The 18,994-nt window shown below is 34.9% G+C and carries 17 protein-coding genes; 5 read left to right on the top strand and 12 right to left on the bottom strand.

Going from position 1 to position 18,994, the window contains the following annotated elements; translation table 11 throughout:
- Window positions 1-262: 262 nt before the first annotated feature.
- The 9 genes from DF185_RS17955 to DF185_RS17915 all read right to left on the bottom strand — a co-directional run bounded on the left by DF185_RS17955 (window position 263) and on the right by DF185_RS17915 (window position 7,742).
- Window positions 263-1,288, bottom strand: a complete 1,026-nt coding sequence (locus tag DF185_RS17955) for a potassium channel family protein (RefSeq protein ID WP_110362201.1) — start codon at window positions 1,286-1,288, stop codon at window positions 263-265.
- A gap of 29 nt (window positions 1,289-1,317) precedes the next feature.
- Window positions 1,318-2,079 (bottom strand): S1 family peptidase, encoded by a 762-nt coding sequence (locus DF185_RS17950; protein WP_110362199.1) that lies wholly within the window; start codon window positions 2,077-2,079, stop codon window positions 1,318-1,320.
- A 93-nt stretch (window positions 2,080-2,172) separates the two neighbouring features.
- Entirely contained in the window at window positions 2,173-2,523 is a 351-nt protein-coding gene (locus DF185_RS17945) for an S-adenosylmethionine decarboxylase (RefSeq protein ID WP_110362197.1), read from the bottom strand.
- Between the two features lie 51 nt (window positions 2,524-2,574).
- Entirely contained in the window at window positions 2,575-4,113 is a 1,539-nt protein-coding gene (locus DF185_RS17940) for a polyamine aminopropyltransferase (protein WP_110362195.1), read from the bottom strand.
- Window positions 4,114-4,220: 107 nt separating this feature from the next.
- A complete protein-coding gene (locus tag DF185_RS17935) occupies window positions 4,221-5,093 on the bottom strand; it encodes a DUF350 domain-containing protein (RefSeq protein WP_110362143.1) in 873 nt (290 codons plus the stop codon).
- Between the two features lie 30 nt (window positions 5,094-5,123).
- Window positions 5,124-5,966 carry a hypothetical protein gene (locus tag DF185_RS17930; RefSeq protein WP_110362142.1) on the bottom strand — a complete coding sequence of 281 codons (843 nt, stop codon included), beginning with the start codon at window positions 5,964-5,966 and terminating at the stop codon, window positions 5,124-5,126.
- Window positions 5,967-6,040: 74 nt separating this feature from the next.
- Window positions 6,041-6,592, bottom strand: a complete 552-nt coding sequence (locus DF185_RS17925) for a DUF4178 domain-containing protein (RefSeq protein WP_110362141.1) — start codon at window positions 6,590-6,592, stop codon at window positions 6,041-6,043.
- 28 nt (window positions 6,593-6,620) lie between these two features.
- Window positions 6,621-7,325, bottom strand: a complete 705-nt coding sequence (locus DF185_RS17920) for a PspA/IM30 family protein (protein ID WP_110362140.1) — start codon at window positions 7,323-7,325, stop codon at window positions 6,621-6,623.
- A 21-nt stretch (window positions 7,326-7,346) separates the two neighbouring features.
- Window positions 7,347-7,742, bottom strand: coding sequence for a CesT family type III secretion system chaperone (locus DF185_RS17915; RefSeq protein WP_110362139.1), 396 nt, complete (start codon window positions 7,740-7,742; stop codon window positions 7,347-7,349).
- A 561-nt stretch (window positions 7,743-8,303) separates the two neighbouring features.
- Between DF185_RS17915 and sucC the strand changes: the two genes are divergently transcribed.
- On the top strand, window positions 8,304-9,473 hold the full coding sequence (gene sucC, locus DF185_RS17910; RefSeq protein ID WP_110362138.1) for an ADP-forming succinate--CoA ligase subunit beta: 1,170 nt from the start codon (window positions 8,304-8,306) through the stop codon (window positions 9,471-9,473).
- The gene (gene sucD / locus DF185_RS17905; RefSeq protein WP_110362137.1) at window positions 9,473-10,348 is read left to right on the top strand and encodes a succinate--CoA ligase subunit alpha; all 876 of its coding nucleotides are present in this window, start codon (window positions 9,473-9,475) and stop codon (window positions 10,346-10,348) included. The genes sucC and sucD overlap by 1 nt, the downstream gene beginning before the upstream one ends.
- 48 nt (window positions 10,349-10,396) lie before the next feature.
- Here the strand turns inward: sucD and DF185_RS17900 are convergent, their stop codons facing one another.
- The gene (locus DF185_RS17900; RefSeq protein ID WP_133250080.1) at window positions 10,397-11,578 is read right to left on the bottom strand and encodes a Fic family protein; all 1,182 of its coding nucleotides are present in this window, start codon (window positions 11,576-11,578) and stop codon (window positions 10,397-10,399) included.
- Window positions 11,579-11,770: 192 nt separating this feature from the next.
- On the opposite strand from DF185_RS17900, the gene DF185_RS17895 reads away from it, so the two are divergent.
- The 3 genes from DF185_RS17895 (at window position 11,771) to DF185_RS17885 (ending at window position 17,025) form a co-directional block, all read left to right on the top strand.
- Window positions 11,771-13,048: an OmpP1/FadL family transporter gene (locus DF185_RS17895; protein WP_110362135.1), complete on the top strand. Its 1,278-nt coding sequence runs from the start codon at window positions 11,771-11,773 to the stop codon at window positions 13,046-13,048.
- Window positions 13,049-13,188: 140 nt separating this feature from the next.
- Window positions 13,189-15,087 (top strand): tetratricopeptide repeat-containing sensor histidine kinase, encoded by a 1,899-nt coding sequence (locus DF185_RS17890; protein WP_110362134.1) that lies wholly within the window; start codon window positions 13,189-13,191, stop codon window positions 15,085-15,087.
- 12 nt (window positions 15,088-15,099) lie between these two features.
- A complete protein-coding gene (locus DF185_RS17885; RefSeq protein ID WP_110362133.1) occupies window positions 15,100-17,025 on the top strand; it encodes a tetratricopeptide repeat-containing sensor histidine kinase in 1,926 nt (641 codons plus the stop codon).
- On the opposite strand, the gene DF185_RS17880 is transcribed toward DF185_RS17885, so the two are convergent.
- Window positions 17,003-17,947: a mevalonate kinase family protein gene (locus DF185_RS17880; protein ID WP_133250079.1), complete on the bottom strand. Its 945-nt coding sequence runs from the start codon at window positions 17,945-17,947 to the stop codon at window positions 17,003-17,005. The genes DF185_RS17885 and DF185_RS17880 overlap by 23 nt on opposite strands.
- Window positions 17,937-18,986 (bottom strand): diphosphomevalonate decarboxylase, encoded by a 1,050-nt coding sequence (locus DF185_RS17875; RefSeq protein WP_110362131.1) that lies wholly within the window; start codon window positions 18,984-18,986, stop codon window positions 17,937-17,939. Before DF185_RS17875 ends, DF185_RS17880 begins: the two co-directional genes overlap by 11 nt.
- Window positions 18,987-18,994 lie beyond the last annotated feature (8 nt).

The raw sequence follows: 18,994 nt of genomic DNA, 5'->3' as shown, positions 1-18,994 counted from the left end.
TTCTACTGAATTAAGATGCGAGCCTATTAAATCGCAATGCATTCCTACCTATTCAAATTACATGTAAACTGAATCAAAATGCCTCTTTAATGAATCAAGTTGCAAGCGTAGTGAATTACACCACATCTCTTATGAATGGAAATTTAAACCTATTGAATCGCCCTGTATATAAGCTGAATTAAAATACATGCTTACTGAGTCAAACTATGCCTCTTATGAATTAAAAACGATGCACTCCTAGGCAAAAACGATCCTTACTGAATTACTCTCCCTCTTTTACTCCAAAGAATTTTTCCAATGCCTTTTTACGATCTCCGCTCGATATTAAAATCAAATAGTTATTGATTTGTACATTGGTTCCTTTAACAGGATTTTTAATGATTTTACCATCTTGCACCAAACCAATCAGAATGGCATTAAAGTCTACCTTTAGTTTCAGAAAAGCATCCATATAATCCGATCCTGCAAACTGGCATTCTTCGGTAATCAGGTATTGTTGAATATCCGAATCCTCATCGGAAACACTTGTAGCAATTAAATCTTCGGTATAAGTGGCAACATGCGGCTCGAACAGATAGGAAGCAACCAATTTAGAAGCTACCTCATTTTGCGCAATCACATGATCGATTCCTGCATTTAAGAAGGTTTCTTTCAAACTAGGATTGGCACAACGCACAACCACATTCGCCATTGGATATTGCTTTTTTAGGTTGATCACAAATACCAATGTCTCTGAGTCACTATCAAAATTCACAAAAACTCTCTTGGTTTTGTCTACATTCACCTTTTGATAGGCCTCAATATTTGAGTAATCAGCAAAAAGAGAAAACACATCTTTCGAAGAATAGAGATCAGCAATTAAATCCAAATCAGTTTTAGAATTGGTAACAATGGCCACTTTCTGCCCTGCATGAATAATTTGATTTGCCACCTTTTGTGCAAATTCATTCCAACCAATAATCACATAATGATTCTCGAAATCGGTTCCCCAAAAACCACTTTTTTTCTTTTCCATATACTGATTAAATCTTACCGTTATTTCACCAATTAAAAATCCCAATATTCCTAAACTACCAATAATTACGAGCAAACCGATAATTTTACCAGGCAGTGTTATCGGATAAAAATCGCCATATCCAACTGTGGTTAGCGTAACAATTGCATACCAAAATGCATCGCCAATGGTTTTGATGTTCGAATCGGGCGATTGACTTTCAAACCACTGAATAGACAAAATTGCCGATACATAAACCAGAAATGCCGCCAGATATATTAGTTTTTTGCGCATGAGTTTTTATAGATATTAGATTTGCCTTGCTATTGATTGGACAAATTATACTTTATACCATATTTATCAAACATCATAGTTAAGTATTTGATACCACCAATTACAGTCATATTTCCTTCTTGTCCTGAAACTATTCCAACTAAATACCCATTTTTATCAATTACAGGAGATCCACTTGTCCCTTTCGGATGGATATCTGCCTTAATTGTTTGAGCATAGAAATAGTCATCTAAATTTTTATAGCATTGCAATTTTCTGATTGAAGGTTTGCTAATGTCTTTCTGCTCCCATCCCCATCCAACAGCATAAACAGTCTCATTTCTCTGTACAGCAGTATATCTTATTTTTAAAGGATATAGTTGATTGTTCTGCTTCTCTAACTCAAAAAGAATCCAATCACGAACCTTCATGGTATTATACTGTCCTATCTGCTCTTGTGGGTTTGTATTTATTAATCTTTTTATGGCAACTCTTCTTTCTTTTTGATTTTTTGGATACATCTGCCATGATTCAAAACTATCACCCAAATCAACACTACTTAAACCCAATTCTTCAAAAAGAAAAAACATATGCTTGCAAGAAATGCCAATCGTATCCGACCCTGTACTTACCAAAAATGAGTTAGCAATATCATAATAAGTGGTATCGGAAAAACTGATTTCATTTGTTAAAGCAAAATTAGGCCAAGAAGAAACAGGTTTATCAGTCCAGGACTCCTTTATCACCTGTGGTGCATTCCGACATCCAAACATTAACACTATGCTGATCGATAGTAAGGCTAAATTCTTCATAATTTTGGATTTATTTTTTAAAAATCAATTACAGTTTAGATATCTCTTACCACTAAATGCATGTTGTGGAAAATTGCAGCTAAGTATTAATTGCTAATTGTTCTCTGGTTTACAAATTTCTACTCCCTCACCATTCCAATTCACTTGCAAATCGCTCTCTTCAACCAGCTTCTTAAAATGCTCCGATTTGCCCTGATTACAAGAACTCAACTCTACATAGGTATATCCCTTATCTGGGAATGTATGAATGGCCAAATGCGATTCAGCCAACATCCATAAAGCGGTATAACCCTGTACGGGAAAATGATGATCAGAACAATTCAAGATCACAAAATCAACCTTTTCCAGATAGTTCTGAAACCTCACCTTTAATTGCATTGGATCACATTCGGTAACCCAAAACCTAAGGTTGTGTATTTTTGCTGCTAATAATTTAGTTTCCATTGATTATTTCGTTTACTGAATTATTCATTGTTAATTATTAATTACCAATTGCTAATACAGATCCCAATTACCTTTCAAATAATACTTATAAAGTACTGGCTCGTGAATTCTATTGACCAGAACCGTATCCTTTTCCCATGGATAATAATCCTTTCCAAAAGATGTGATCAAAGTCATGGCCTCATTGTTGATCCAACGAGTTGGCACTTCAAATTCGAGCTTTCTTAAATTCTTCTTTACATCACCATTGGCTTGTTTTACACCCAAACTCCAGCCCCATTCACCAAGTGTAATCACCTGGTTGTGCATAGGAACCGTTTCGAACCCTGCACTTTTCATGGTTTCTACAATACACGAAAAAGCACGCGTAGCAAAATATGGACTTCCTGCCTGAGTAACGATTACACCTCCTGGTCGCATGTGTCGGTAACATTGCTTGTAAAATTCATAGGAATACAATCGTCCCAACTCTACGGAACGAGGGTCCGGAAGATCGATAATTACCACATCATAGTAATCTTCATTCTCTTGCAAAAAAGTAAACCCATCAGCATTATTCACATCCACCTTCTCATGATGAAGCGAATTCTCATTCAGTTTGGTTAATATCGGATGCGTTTTTCCCAGTTCAGTCATGGCTGGATCCAAATCGACCAAAGTGATCTTCTCAACCTTCTGGTACTTTAAGATTTCGCGAACTGCACAGCCATCGCCACCGCCAAGGACCAAAACATTTACCGGATTTGGGTGTAAACTCATTGCAGGATGCACTAAAGGTTCATGATACATTACCTCATCGCGAGTACACAATTGCTGGTTCCCATTTAGGTACAACCAGTAATCGTTTTTCCATTGGGTAATTACGATACGTTGATATTTGGTTTGCTCAGCATACACCACCTTATCATCATACTTTAGCTGTTCTCCATAACTAATCACCCGATCAGCAATGGCTGTTCCTGATGTAAGAAATACCAAAACTACAACACCTATTCCTGTTAAATTTCTTCGTTCATTGGTTTTAAAAAGATCCCACAAGAAGATCATCACAACAATGGAAACCGTGAAATTTACAAAACCAAGAATGAATGGCGTATAAATTAAACCAAAGAATGGCAGACCAATAAAAGCAAAAAATATTCCGCCTAGCAAACTGCCGTAATAGTCATTCTCAAGAATGTTTGAGATGTTGAATCGTAACTTCTCGTACTCATCATTGATTCGAATTACCAAAGGAATTTCCATTCCGATTAGTAAACCAACCAATACTGCCAGTGAGTAAATCATGATTCCAATGGCTTGCGTATAGGCCGATGCTGTATAAACCAGTAAAGGCGCAAATGAAACCAGAATTGATAATGAAAACTCAAGCAACAAAAACACTTTCAATAAGTTTTGTTCGAAAACCTTACTGAAACGAGCTCCAAGTCCCATGGAAAACAACATCAATGAAATGGTCATCACCCACTGCATTGTTGAATCCCCAAGGAAATAGGTTGCCAGTGTAGATAGAATATACTCTGCTACTACACCAGAAAATCCGGTAGCAAAAATTGCTGCCTTTAATAATGTTGATTTACTCCTTAACACGCTACGCTAATTATGAATTAGGAATTATAAATTATGAATTCTTAAACCTTATAATAAGTCTACGTTCACAATCTTTAATTCATAATTCAACATTTATAATTCATAATTTACAGACACCATGTAATTAACACCGATCCACCAATATAAGCAAATGCTTCTACCAAAGCAGCTCCTACATTTGGGTGTTCCTGATTAATAATCTCATCGGTTAACTTCTCTCCCGGAAGCAAAATTTTATCAGTTATTAAACGCATTACCGGAAGAAGAATTAAACCTACTACTAATTCGAAACCAGTTTCGGTAAAGGAAGGAAGCCATCCTTCAAAGTCGCCTACCAATCCGAAACGAATTAGGTTACCTATGGCAATAATTGCTCCTGCAAAACCAATCCCTACAGCAACATTGTCTTTTTCGATATGATCATGAATATTGTATGGGGTAATCCAATTGTAGAAGCGTGTTGTCAGAATTAAGGCCAACTGCCCAAATGCCCAAAAAACCACTGCCGTTAGGATTCCGAATAGCATATCGCCACTCTCACCCGAAACAGCACCAAAAATAATTAATCCAGAAGCTATTGAAACCGCAGCCTCAATAATACCTGTTCCTGCATTTTGATCTTCTATAATCTCCTTGCGGATAGAGAAGTTTCGAAGCATTAAATAATCCGAAAGGAAGATAGAGCAATTTAAAAGAACGATTGCCAACAATCCGTAAACTGCTATATCAATTATGTCGTTGACCAATCCATTTGAAGGACCAACAATGGCACTACCAATAGCCAAAAGCAAACCAATATAGTAACCAACATGTGCAATGGCAAAAGCAAAGTTGTCTTTCTTAACCAACTCTTCTTTTACCTTAAAGGATGGGTGAAGCAGCTGATAAACAAATTTTCCAATCAGGAAAATAGCAAATGCTACGGCGATATAAACCACAGCATCGTAAATGATATAAGAAATTTCTGATAATGAAATCATATTTTTAAATCTATGAGTTATACACCAATATTATTTACCAAATCCACCACTGCGTGAGCGTGTAGAACGACTTGACTTGTATCTAGAAGAACTTCTGCTTGTTTTCTTATTTACAGTACTTGAAGATTTTGAGCGTGTAGAGCTAAATCTGCTTGACTGACTAGACGAGCGACTTACTTTACTTCTTACGCGATCTTTAAAAGTATTAGGTTTGCTAGCCCAAGTGCTACTCTTTCCTGATGTTGAAGATGTATAACTTTTGGTACCATAAACCGGACTTCCTCCTCTTGGTCCATAATATCCTCTTGATCCACCATAATAACCACCTCGGTTGTAATCGTCCCAATATGATCTACGGTAAGTCATCATATTAAACATCGAAGACATAAAAGCATATTGTCCATAGAATGCCCAGAAAGAAGATCCACCACGATTTTCCCATCGTCCGTACTTCTCATTTCCCACATAATGATTATAACCTGCTGGAACAGCTTGCTTAGTTAGCTTGCCATCCTTTTTTGAGGCAATTTCCATTCCCATATCATTAATGTGCTGCGAGAAAAATGGCTCACTAACTTCTCTCCATCCGGTTTTCTTCTCAAGAATAGTATCTGGTTTTTCTATCAATACCTGATACTGATGTCTGTAATCCTTTCCCGATTCACTTGCATCCATATCGAAAAGAATGATGGAAAAGTTTTGCTCTCCATTCAATTCTTTAATCAACTCATCAACCGGTGATTTTTGCCATGTTTTTGATACTTGAGAGCTTGATGTTCCCTGACGAGATGTGGACGAATCGCAACTTCCACATGTTTTCACAATAAAAAACAATACGATGATCCCAAGTACAACTTTTGCTGTGCTATTCATTATAACTTCGTTTTAAATTACGAATTACGAAAGATCAATTACAAATTGAATCTCTTCTTCGTAATTTCTAATTATTAATTCGTAATTTCTTTTGGTAAGATATTAGAGATTTCGAATTCTTTGATTCGTTTTCCGGCAGATGCTTCGAATTCCTGTTCATCCCATTGTTCTATGCAAACAATGTATTCACCCGTTTCATCTTCGTAATCCCATGAGATAAACTCAACCCATTCGTCACCTTTGGCTACATCATTATAGAAACCAGGTGATTCTTTCTCCATGAAATACTTTCTACCATCGTATTCAAATGATGCAGGAGCTTTCTGATTGCCAAGCAAGGACTCATGAACATCAGCTCCTAATTGACGAGTTTTTATTTTTTCGGAAACAGATAAATACAGCTCATCATCATCTTCAACGGATAAAAACCTGGTTTTTGTTCCGTTAAAAATCTTAAACTCCTGGGTGAAGAAATTATCTCCCCAATCGTATTCAAAACAAGCCTGTACTTCCCAACTTTCAAGATCGTATTCAAAAACAAAACCAACATCCAGGTCGGTTACCCGGATGTTGGTGCTGTCGTACGAGGGCTGTTTTTTTCTTTTAAAAAAATCGGCTAATCCCATTTTTAATTTCGTTCAATTTGTAAAACAGCTATTCCTTATTCTTCATCTTAGCCTTTAACTCTTCCAAGGCATTCGAAGCTTTAACGTTAGTTTCATTTAAAGTTGCATCAATCTCATCATCCAAACTTCTGTTCTCAACAGAAATTTCTCCATAAGCTTCAGCCATTGCTTCTTGCTGAGCAACTTTGTCTTTCATTTTTTCCAACATAGAAACCGTCCCCGAACTGTCAATTCCAGAAAGTTGCTTGTTGATTTTTTGAGTTGCTGAACTTACACGAGCACGAGCCTTTAAAGTACGCAATTCATTCTCGTAACGAGTGATTGTTGATTTCAACTTTTTCACATTCGCATCAAGCTGACTAATGTTCTGATCGAATCGAGTCACCTCTTCCTGAGCGCGAGCTGCATTTGCAACTGCTTCTTCCTTTCTTGCCAATGCTTCCGTTGCCAAACGTTCTGCTTCTGCAACATCTAAATCACCCTTTTCAGCCTTTTGCAACAGAAGAATCGCTTTTTGTTCGTAATTCTGTCCCATCGACTTTTGTTCATTCAATTCTCTTTTGCTTCTAATTGCCAAAGCCTTTACTTCAGCCAAAGCTTGTAAGCTTTTATCCAAATCCTTTTTAAGATCTCTGATTCCTTGCTCAGTCATCTTAATAGGATCCTCTAATTTATCTATAGCGGCGTGAGCTTCTGCTTTACCCACATTAAATAGTCTGCTAAAAATTCCCATTTTATTTTAATCTTTTATCGTTTACAATTTTGAAAATGAAATAATCTCTTCTGAGTATTCACTCAGCAATAGTTCCAATGAATTTAAAGTTGCTTCCAATTCATTTTGGTCCAGATTTTCCAACTGAAGAGTATCGCGGAACAACACCTTTGTTCCAGTTTCGTCTAAAGTAAAAGCACCATGTACTATTTCTCTGTTTTTCATTAGTAATGATTTAAAAATATCATCCTTATCACCACTAATTTCGAAAAGTAATCCTTCAATAATTAGAATTGGATCCTCACAATCAACAACCAAGTTTGCAATTCCTCCTTCAGGATTTTCAACTACGAATAGTTCTTCTGCTAAATCTTCCTGTACAATGTTGTATTCTAAGTTCAATAGGTAATCTTTTACCTTGTTAAAGTATGCGCTCATTTTTTATTCGTTTTTAAAATTGATGTAATTAAAATTAGAACAATTTATTGGCTCTGAGAAAAATCCAGAATGGTATTTAATAACTTCTGAATTAAAACTTACCATCTATGGCCACTAAATGATAAAATTGGTTCTCGTTTTTTCTGTTTGAGTTTGAAATTACAAAATAGAATGCGTTCAATCTCTATTTAATCGGGAGAATATTCAAAAAAATCGATAAATGGGAGTTTTTACATGTTTTCCCTAATTATAGGTAATTGACGATGGTTGTTTTTGAGATATAACTTCAATCTATAAACTCATCGAAAAAGAATAACACTTCGCATTACAGATGAATTACAACCACTTACACGATAATATAAATTAAAGATGCGAAAATCTTTAAATTTATGAGAAATCACCTTTTTATTCCATGCAGATATTTATATATTTAGGTTCATCTAAAAATTAAACATTTGTATTATTATTAACCGACTTGCCTAAATCTGTTCAAAATCAAGTAAAACAATACCAGCAGAACTTTTGCAGGTCATTCCAAGCCTAACAAAAAATTTTTATAGAATGAAGATTCACGAATATCAAGCAAAAGAAATCTTACGCTCGTTTGGTGTTCCTGTTCCAGAAAGCAAAATTGCATTCTCGGTTAAGGAAGCTGAAGAGGCCGCAGCCGAAATTGGCTTGCCGGTAGTTGTTAAAGCTCAAATTCACGCCGGTGGTAGAGGAAAAGGTGGTGGAGTTAAATTTGCTCCAACTGCACAAGATGTTTCTCAATATGCCAACGACATCCTGGGTATGACTTTGGTGACACATCAAACTGGTCCTGAAGGAAAACTAGTAAAGAAAGTGCTTATTGAAGCTGCTTCAAACATTGATAGAGAATTGTATGCAGGTATTGTTATGGACCGTGCTACTTCTGCAGTTACTTTCATGGTATCCACTGAAGGTGGGATGGAAATTGAAAAAGTAGCTGAAGAAACTCCTGAAAAAATTGTAAAAGTAGTGGTTGATACTGCTGTTGGTCTTCAGCCATTTCAAGCCAGACAAATGGCATTTGCACTAAATTTAACTGGTGATGCTTTTAAAAATGGCGTGAAGTTTTTAATGGCACTTTACAAAGCTTATATGGGAACCGATGCATCTATTTTTGAAATCAACCCATTGGTTGTTACCAAAGAAGGCGCTGTAATTGCCCTTGATGCCAAAGCAAATTTCGACGAAAATGCTTTGTATCGTCATAAAGATATTGTTGCTCTTCGTGATTTAGACGAAGAAGAACCGCTTGAAATTGAAGCAGGAAGATCTGGCCTTAACTATATTAAACTAGAAGGTAATATTGGTTGTATGGTAAACGGTGCTGGTTTAGCAATGGGAACCATGGATATCATTAAACTTACTGGTGGAGAACCTGCCAATTTCCTTGATGTTGGAGGTGGAGCATCTGCCGAAACTGTAGAGAAAGGCTTTAGAATCATTCTTTCCGATAAAAATGTAAAAGCAGTGCTTATTAATATTTTTGGTGGTATTGTTCGTTGCGACCGTGTTGCCAAAGGAGTTATTGAAGCTATAAAGAATATCGACACCAAAGTACCAATTGTGGTTCGACTACAAGGAACCAATGCCGAAGAAGGTAAAAAACTTTTGGAGGAATCAGGAATGAATATTATTGCTGCTACTGAGTTAAAAGATGCAGCTGAAAAAGTAGTAGGAACCCTTAAAACAATTGAAGCGTAATGAGTGTATTAGTAGATAAAAATACAAAACTAGTGGTTCAGGGAATCACTGGTTCCGAAGGTGCGTTCCACACCCAACAAATGATTGACTATGGAACCAATGTAGTTGCTGGTGTTACTCCAGGTAAAGGAGGGCAGCTATTTATGGATAAAATTCCGATTTACAATACCATGAAAGGTGCTGTTGAAAAAACCGGAGCCAATGCTTCTGTTATTTTCGTTCCACCTCCATTCGCAGCCGATGCCATTATGGAAGCAGCAGAAGCTGGTGTTGAATTGGTAATTTGTATTACTGAAGGAATTCCAACTTTTGATATGCTAAAGGTTCATGAATACCTTAAAAAATATCCAAAAACAACTTTGGTGGGACCTAATTGTCCAGGTGTAATTACTCCTGGCGAAGCAAAAATTGGTATCATGCCTGGATTTATTCATAAGCCAGGAACCATTGGTATTGTTTCTCGTTCGGGTACATTAACCTACGAAGCTGTTCACCAATTGGGTGAAGCTGGTTTTGGACAATCAACAGCAATTGGTATTGGCGGTGATCCAATTATTGGAACCAAGCATATCGATGCAGTTAAATTACTAAACGAAGATCCTAAAACAGAAGCCATTGTTTTAATTGGTGAAATTGGTGGATCGGATGAAGAAACAGCTGCTGCTTACATTGCCGAAAATGTTGACAAGCCAGTTGTTGCATTCATCGCAGGTCAAACGGCACCTCCTGGAAAACGTATGGGACATGCCGGAGCTATTATTGCTGGTGGTAAAGGTACAGCCGAGGAGAAAATGAAAGCATTGGCTGCTGCTGGAATTCACGTAGTAAAATCACCTGCTGAAATCGGCAAAAAGATGAAAGAAGTATTAGGGTAAAACCTTAAGAATAACGAAAAGCCGATTCATTTTAGAATCGGCTTTTTTTTATAATTCAAATAATTGTAAATATTCCCACAAATAAAAAAGTCTATTCCTTCTTGCTCCAACCAATTCTTTAACCAATCCTATATTCTCAAGGTCTTTTATAAGTACATTGGCCGATTGAAAGCTTAATCCCAATTTCTCTTTGATATCATTTACCGATAAAAATGGTTTGGAATAGAACTCAACAATCAATTGTTTGGCAGATTGGTGTCGTTTTTTACCGATTTTTTCCTCAATCAACTTCTCATTTTTTTCTACCATTGCGTTGATTTTGCCCAATATCTCTTTGCTATATCGAGCCGATTCTTTAATTCCAGTCAAGAAAAAACGAATCCATTGTTCTATATCATTCTTCGATCGAATTAAATTTAATCGATGATAATACTCCAATCTATTGCGCTCAAAAAACACCGATAAGCAAAAAACAGGTTTGTGCACAAAATTTAACTCCATCATTTCGAAAAGAATAAGAGTTCGAGCTGTTCTTCCATTACCATCGAGAAAAGGGAGGATATTTTCGAATTGATATAATGATATTGCCATTTTAATCAATTGCGGTAATTCCAAAGATTCATTCCGCCAAAACTTCTTTCCATCATTAATTAATATCTTCAGTTCATGCTTGTTGGGCGGAGTATATTCAAATCCATCCTCAAACTTATTGTCATTTGAATGAAAGAATGGCCTGATTTTACCACCATAATCTTCCAACTGAGGCAAATCAGAACATAGTATTCTATGAGATTCTTTTACCAATCGAATACTTAAAGGAAAGCGTTTTAACTCTTTAACACCCCATTTTATAGCTTCGATATGATTCGTAATTTCCTTTTGCTCATATATGCGTTTAAAACTCTTAGAATTTTCTGGCACAAAAGCTTGAGGTAAACTACATTTACTCCCTTCTATCATATTGGAAGCAACCGCCTCTTGAGCTACAAATAAAGGAATGTATCGGTTTATGTTTGGAAAAAATTTAGAGAAAGCATTCAATTCACCCAATTCCAACATCGCTTTCTCTAACAGAATATTAATCTGCTTATCCTTCCATTCGAAGGAACGATTAATTAAAGAAGGAGTTACGCTTCGGTATCCCTCTTTAAAACTCTGGTAAGTATAATTTCCGGCTGTTTTTTTATTCAAGTTTCTAGTCATATCATTGAATAAAGATATCTTATTCAAGATAAAAGTATTAAAATTTAATAAAAGACAATCCAAAAATACCAGTCCTTTTTCCTATCGACAAATCTAAATATTTGCATGGTTTTGATTTTCTGATATTTACACACAGTAACATTCTGATCTTAATCCTTTTACTCTTGTAAGACAAAGTTTTTGATTTATATTCAAATCGAAAATTTAAAACATCAACTTATGATTAAAAGAATTTGTTTAGCCATCGCTATAATTGCAATGGCATACAATGTAAAAGCGGAAGGTTTTGCTGTAAATCTACAAGGTGTCAAGCAAACTGGTATGGGCCATGTTGGTACTGCCTTAAACTTTGATGCGAGTAGTATGCAATGGAACCCAGGTGCACTTGCAACTTTAGATAGCAAATACAGTTTCTCTTTAGGTGGATTTGGAACATTAACAAAAGCAGAGTACACAGGCTTAAATGGTAAAGAGTCAACTGATAACCCAACAAATACTCCCTTCTATTTTTATGGATCAATGAAAGTAAGCGACAAGTTTGCTGTTGGTCTTGGGGTATACACTCCATTTGGCAATACTATGGATTGGGGTGAAACATGGTCAGGAAGATATTTAATTCAGGACATTAGCATGAAGAGTATTTATATTCAACCAACAGTTTCTTATAAAGTTAACGATTGGTTAAGTATTGGTGCCGGCTTAAATATTGTTTATGGTGATGTTGAACTAAACAGAGCAGTAAATGTAGGCCCTCTTGTAGGATCTCCAACACCAGTAGATGGTTCAGTAGAAATTTCTGGTAACAACATTCAGTATGGTTATAACCTTGGTGTTTTTATACAACCAAATGATAAATTAAACATCGGGATCTCATACAGATCACAAGTTGATGTAGATCTTGCATATTCGGATGCTACAGCAGACTTCACTGTAATCGATCCAGTATCTCCGTTATTCCCTGATGGTGGCGTTGCAGCTTCTTTGCCACTACCTGCAAGCTTTAACTTGGGTTTTGCTTATCAAATTAACGATAAATGGTTGGTTTCTGCCGATGTAAATTTCATCAAGTGGAGTGAATACAAATCATTGGATTTCGATTTCGAAACAAATACAACAACAACAGTTAACACTCCGGGTGGACCAATGACAATTCCTGTATTAACTGATTCAGAAAGTACAAGAGATTGGGATAATACTATGACCTGGAGATTTGGTACAAGATATACTGCAAACGAGAAATTGGATCTTTATGCTGGTTTATATTTCGACCAAACTCCAACAAATGACCAGTATTATACACCAGAAACTCCTGGTGCAAACAAAGTTGGTGTATCATTAGGTTTTTCATACAAACTTACTAATAAGCTAAGTCTTGATGCCACCGTTCTTTACAATGAAGGAGAAAAGGTTGACAGAATTGATACAAATTCTGGATTTGCTGGCGAATACAAATACAGAGCTTGGTTACCAGGCGTTGGTATTACATACAATTTTTAAATCCACTTAAGCATGGATATTGAAAGCCTGATCGTTGATCAGGCTTTTTTGTTACCATAAATCTATTTTTTGCTAAGCAGTTATCTCTTTTTCATTGAATATTCATATTTTGCGATGATTTTCTATTAACACTCTTAAATATGAAACCCTTAGTTTTACTACTTCTTTTTACAATATCATCATTTTATTTGCAGGCCGAAATCATTCTCAATGACATTCCACAATCTCAAATTGAAGAGGAGGTAGACAATCTTCTTAATCAAGTTAAAAGTTTAAGAAATTCCTCATTTGATAGCTGTGCTTACATTGGTAGAAAAGCGATAAAATTAGCCAAGTCTACCAAACAGCCAGAACTTATAGGGTTTGCTCATAAATCACAAGGAACAACATTTTTATATCAGGGGTTATTTGACTCTGCATTTATCCATTACGATAAAGCAAAAGAAAAATTTGAATCAATTAATGACAGCTTAAACGTTGCCGCTTTGATTTCAAACAAAGGTATATTGTATAGAAGAACTAATAAATATGATAAAGCCCTACAACAATATTTAAAAGCACTAGAAATATATGAAGCTATAAATTATTCCAAAGGAATTGCAGCAGCTATTACAAATATTGGAGGAGTATATCAAACACTTGGAAATCTCAACAAAGCCCTTAAATTTTATCTTAAAGCAAAAGAGATTTATTCCAAAATTAACGAAACTCAACGTTATTCAAGAGTTCTAACAAATATTGGTGTTATTAAATTCCAACAAGATTTATTTGAAGAATCCCTAGACTATCAACTTAAAGCTTTAAGATTGAATGAAAAGGATGGTATGTTACAGCATAAGGCAATTATTCAATTAAATATTGGAGAGTGCTATCAAGCAATGGGAAAACCGCTTAAAGCGCTAGAGTATTTTAATAAGTGCGAAGACATTAGACTACAACTTAATGACATTTGGGGAATTGGGAAATTATATATTAAAAAAGCCATTGTACTGCAAGAATTAGAGCAATTTACAAATGCTGAAACTTACTTTAAAAAGGCAGAAACATTTTGCAAGAAACAGAATTTATCTGAAGATTTAAGTGTAGCATATCTATACTATTCTGACCTTCTTGAAAAATTGAAGCGTCCAGAAATGGTCATATCCTATTTAAAAAAGTATTACTCCCTTAAAGATTCACTACAAGCAATCGTTAGAGATGAACAATTGGCAGAAATAACAGCAAAATTCGAATCTGAACAGAAAAAGAAAGAATTTGAATTGCTAGAACAACGAACCCAAATTCAAAACCTTGAGTTAAGTCAGAAAAATGCTTGGATTATTGTACTATTGGTTGTAATGATTCTTGGTGTAGTAGCTGTTTTGGTTTCGCTTAGAATTAATCGCTTAAGTGCTGACCACAAAATCATGGATCTGCGCCAGAAAGTTCTGCTATCACAAATGAATCCTCACTTTCTATTCAATTCATTAACTGCAATTCAGAGTTTTATTTTAGATGATAAAAATGATGATGCTAATAATTACCTTTCAAGATTAGCCAGTTTGGTGCGCAGAATTTTGGAAAATTCAAGAGAGGAATTCGTCTCATTAAACACAGAATTGAAAACACTTGAAGATTATATTGGACTGCAGAAATTGAGATTTGAAAATGATATTGCCTATAATTTCGAGATCGATGCAACCTTGGATCAAGATGAAGTAATGGTACCACCAATGCTGGCACAACCATTTATCGAAAATGCTTTAATTCATGGCAAGCTTAGAAATAATCCAGAAGCTTGTATTAATGTAAAAGTCTCTAAAACAGATGATGAAGAATCAATAAGATTTAGTATTATTGATAACGGAATTGGGATAGAAGAAGCCAAAAAACAATCAGAACAAAAAAATCATAAATCATTGGCTACTTCAATTGCTCTAGATCGTGTGAAGATTTACAATTTTAAATCTTCGAAAAAAATGAATTTTGAAATCGTTGATTTAAGTAATCATGGTGAAAATGGAACTAAGGTGACCTACTCTATTCCATTAATCACATAACCTGAATTAATCATGTTAAAAACAATATCAACAGTTGCACTTTTATTAATATCCTATTCATCATTTTGTTCTTTTAATAATGATGATAAGTCAAGTAACAAAAACTTACAGGAGCGAATAACAACTTACCTCGATTCATCATCTTTTCTATTAAGAAATAATTCGTTAACCAAAAGTATAGAAATCTGTAACGAAGCGATATTATTAGCTGAAGAAACTGAAGATCCTGTTTTCTTATCAAAAGCTTATAAACGTCAAGGCATAAATTATTTTTATTCAGGCAATACAGACTCTTCCTTTTATTACTACAATAAAGCTATCCCTCAATTCGAAGCTCTTGGTTCTAAGGTAGATGTAGGAAAGGTTACTGGGAATATTGGGCTCCTATATAAAAGTCAAGGACAGTACGATAAAGCACTTGAATTTTACCTTGAAAATCTTCAGATATACAAAGAAGTAAAATATGACAAAGGGTTAGGTAGTGTTTACAATAATTTAGGTAATCTGCATCAATTAATTAAGAATTTAGAATATGCTGAAGATTACTACAAGTTGGCATTAAAAAGCTTTCAGAAGCATAATAATTCTTTAGAAGTTGCTAAAGCTTATTGCAATCTGGGTGCAGTTTGCGAAAAACTAGAGGAATATTCAAAAGGACTTGAATATTATGAAATGGCACTTAAGGAAAATGCAAAAATCAATAATAAACTTCTTGACTCTAAATTGTATTTCAACATCGGATACTTGTATCAATCCAATAAACAACTTGATTCTGCATTGGTATATTTAAAAAAGTCTGAAAAACTTAGAACTGAACTTGAAAATTTTTCTGGGCTTATAAATGTAAAGTTACAACTTGGTTCTACCTATTTCGAATTACAGGAATATACCTTAAGTGAGAAATATTTACTGGAATCACTTGATCTTGCAAAGAAATTGGAACATCATCTCGTATTACCAGATATACTTTTTCATCTATCATCGCTGTATAAAGACAAAAAGCAATTTAAGCAAGCTTATGAATATCAATCTAAGGGAGTTCAGCTAAAAGATTCCTTAAATACAATAAGCAATGAAAATAAATTTGCTGAATTGGCTGCTGCTTATGAAAATGAAAAGAAAAAGCAGGAATTTGAATTATTACAACAACGTACCCAAATTCAAAATCTTGAACTAGGGCAGAAAAATGCCTGGATTATTGTCTTATTGGTTGTAATGATACTTGGAGTTGTTGCAGTTTTGGTTTCGCTAAGAATTAACCGCATGAGAGCAGATCATAAAATCATGGACTTGCGTCAGAAAGTATTATTAACACAAATGAACCCACACTTTCTATTCAACTCCCTAACAGCGATTCAAAGTTTTATTTTAGACGAAAAGAATGATGATGCCAACAATTACCTCTCAAGATTGGCTAGTTTGGTACGCGGTATTTTAGAGAATTCTAGAGAAGAATTCGTTTCGCTAAGAACAGAATTACGAACATTAGAAGATTACATAGGACTGCAAAAACTAAGGTTTGAAAATGACATCTGTTATAATTTTGAAATTGATGCCACTCTAAACCAAGATGAAGTAATGATTCCTCCAATGCTAGCTCAACCATTTATAGAAAATGCTCTTATTCATGGAAAACTTCGCAATAATCCTGAAGCATGTATAAATGTTAAAGTGAGTAAAACAGAGGATGAACAGTCCTTAAAATTTGACATTATTGACAATGGAATTGGAATAGATGAAGCTAAGAAACATTCAACACAAAAAAATCATAAATCATTGGCTACTTCTATTGCTTTGGATAGGGTTAAAATTTACAATTTTAAATCATCGAAAAAGATGAATTTTGAGATTGTGGATTTGAAAAGTATCAACTCAAATAAATCGGGAACCAAGGTAAGTTATAGTATTCCAATACTTACTTCATCGAAGAACAAGTAATTCGATGAAAGGAAAAATTCATTTTCGATAGAAATCTTTCAGTCTCTTTCATATTTCCGGTAAAACCAAGAAGGTAACCTCCTCCTCCTGAGCCACATAACTTCAACCAGAATTTGTTGGAATCGAGACCTGTTTTCCACAATGCCCTATATGCATGTGGAATTTTATTAATAAAGTTTTGATATTGAAATGCTGAAAGACTTTGTATTGATTTAAAAAAATTGTCAATATCATTCTTACAAAAACTATTGATACATTGTTGAGTAACTGGTATCAACTCTTCAACAATTTTATTTCGAAAATCAATCGATTCACATTGCAATAGAAAATCATTTACCAAAGGAGCTGTATCGCCCTTTTGTTGGGTATCAATTAAAAATACTGCAGCATTCTCAAGAAACTTATCCAGCTGTAAATCTACAAGTTCAAGTTGATCATCCCCTGAAAACAATACTGGTTTATTGACATACGAAATCAATGGATCCAAGCCTGAACTTTTACCATGAAATCCAGATTCAAGCAAGGATAATCTTTGCTTTAAACCTCTTAGGTTAGGTTCATTATTCTCTTTATTTTTCCCATAATGCTTGTAGATTGCGGCACATAAGGCACCTGAACTTCCTACTCCATAACTTATTGGAATTGAAGAATCGAAAAATAAGCCTGAATTGATATCTTTTTCCAAATTCGATAAGTTCAAAATAGGCTCAAACACATTTGAATTTGAAAGCAGGTATTTGAAATACTTCTTTAACTCTGAATTCGATTTTTTTTCTGCATCAGGTTTATTCACGTGCATAAAAGCAAAATTGGCCTTAAACATTTTGAAAGGTATGCTTAATGCCATCGAACCCAACAAAACCGAATATTCTCCAAATAGAAGAAGCTTCCCATGAAACAATTCACTCTCTTTATTCACCACCAGCAGTATATATTTGTTTGGGACCTAAACCTGTCTCATCCTTAAGATATTTCCCATCTTCAAGCAATTCTGTTAATTGTTCATTTACAAAAGCATCAACTTTATTACTGTCTTTCTTAGGAAACATCAAGTGAATATTTGGACCTGCATCTAAAGTAAATCCTACAGGAATTTTAGTCGTATTTCTAAAATCTCGAATTAATTCAATAGCTTCCAAAGTATTAGGTTTCATTAAGGTAAACGAAGGAGTAGAATTCATCATCAAACCATGCAAACTTAATGCTTCATTTTCAAGAACCTCTATAAAATTCTCCAAATCACCACTACGCAAAATCCCAAGCATTTGCTCAAAGTTTGAATTAGCCTGATCATATCTGGTTTTTGCAAATGGGTGATTGTTCATCAATCCATGTCCTGCTGTACTTGAAACTTTTTTCTTTTTTGAACTTACCAATAAAATATAATCCTGATAATCTTTAAATATTGGATGAATGTATTTTGAAAAAGGAGTTGCAAAATCGTCAGATGCTTTCGAAAATGCATCACTCCCACCCCAGGTTGCATAGGATTCATAAATTGATCGAGATGCACTACCCGATCCTAAACGAGCAAGAAAACTTGCTTTTTGTAAAAATTCATCACGTTCCAATTTACTTCCTGTGATCAATTCCTCCATACTACAAAGACACAATGCAAGAGCACTCATAGCCGAAGCAGAGCTAGCAATTCCTGTAGAATGAGGAAAGGTATTTTCTGATGTGATAGAATACGAGTACTGGCTTAAAAATGGTAATTCATCATTTAATCCTTCAAAAAGTTTTTCAATTCTTTTGGCAAAATCAAGATTTTCCTTTCCCTCAAATTCAAAGTTGATCCACTTATCTTTCCTTTCTGAAAATGACAATTGAGTTCTGCTTACCGCATTCTTCAAAGTCATGCTTACAGATGGATTACAAGGGTACTGTCTACCTATTTTTCCCCAATATTTTATCAATGCAATATTTGAAGGGCTCTCCCAAGCCACAGTTCCTTTTTTCATTCAGTTGT

The organism is Marinifilum breve (assembly GCF_003202155.1).
GTDB classification, from domain to species: domain Bacteria; phylum Bacteroidota; class Bacteroidia; order Bacteroidales; family Marinifilaceae; genus Marinifilum; species Marinifilum breve.
Note: the sequence above shows the minus strand (reverse complement) of the source record. Positions and strands in the feature narration are given on the sequence as shown.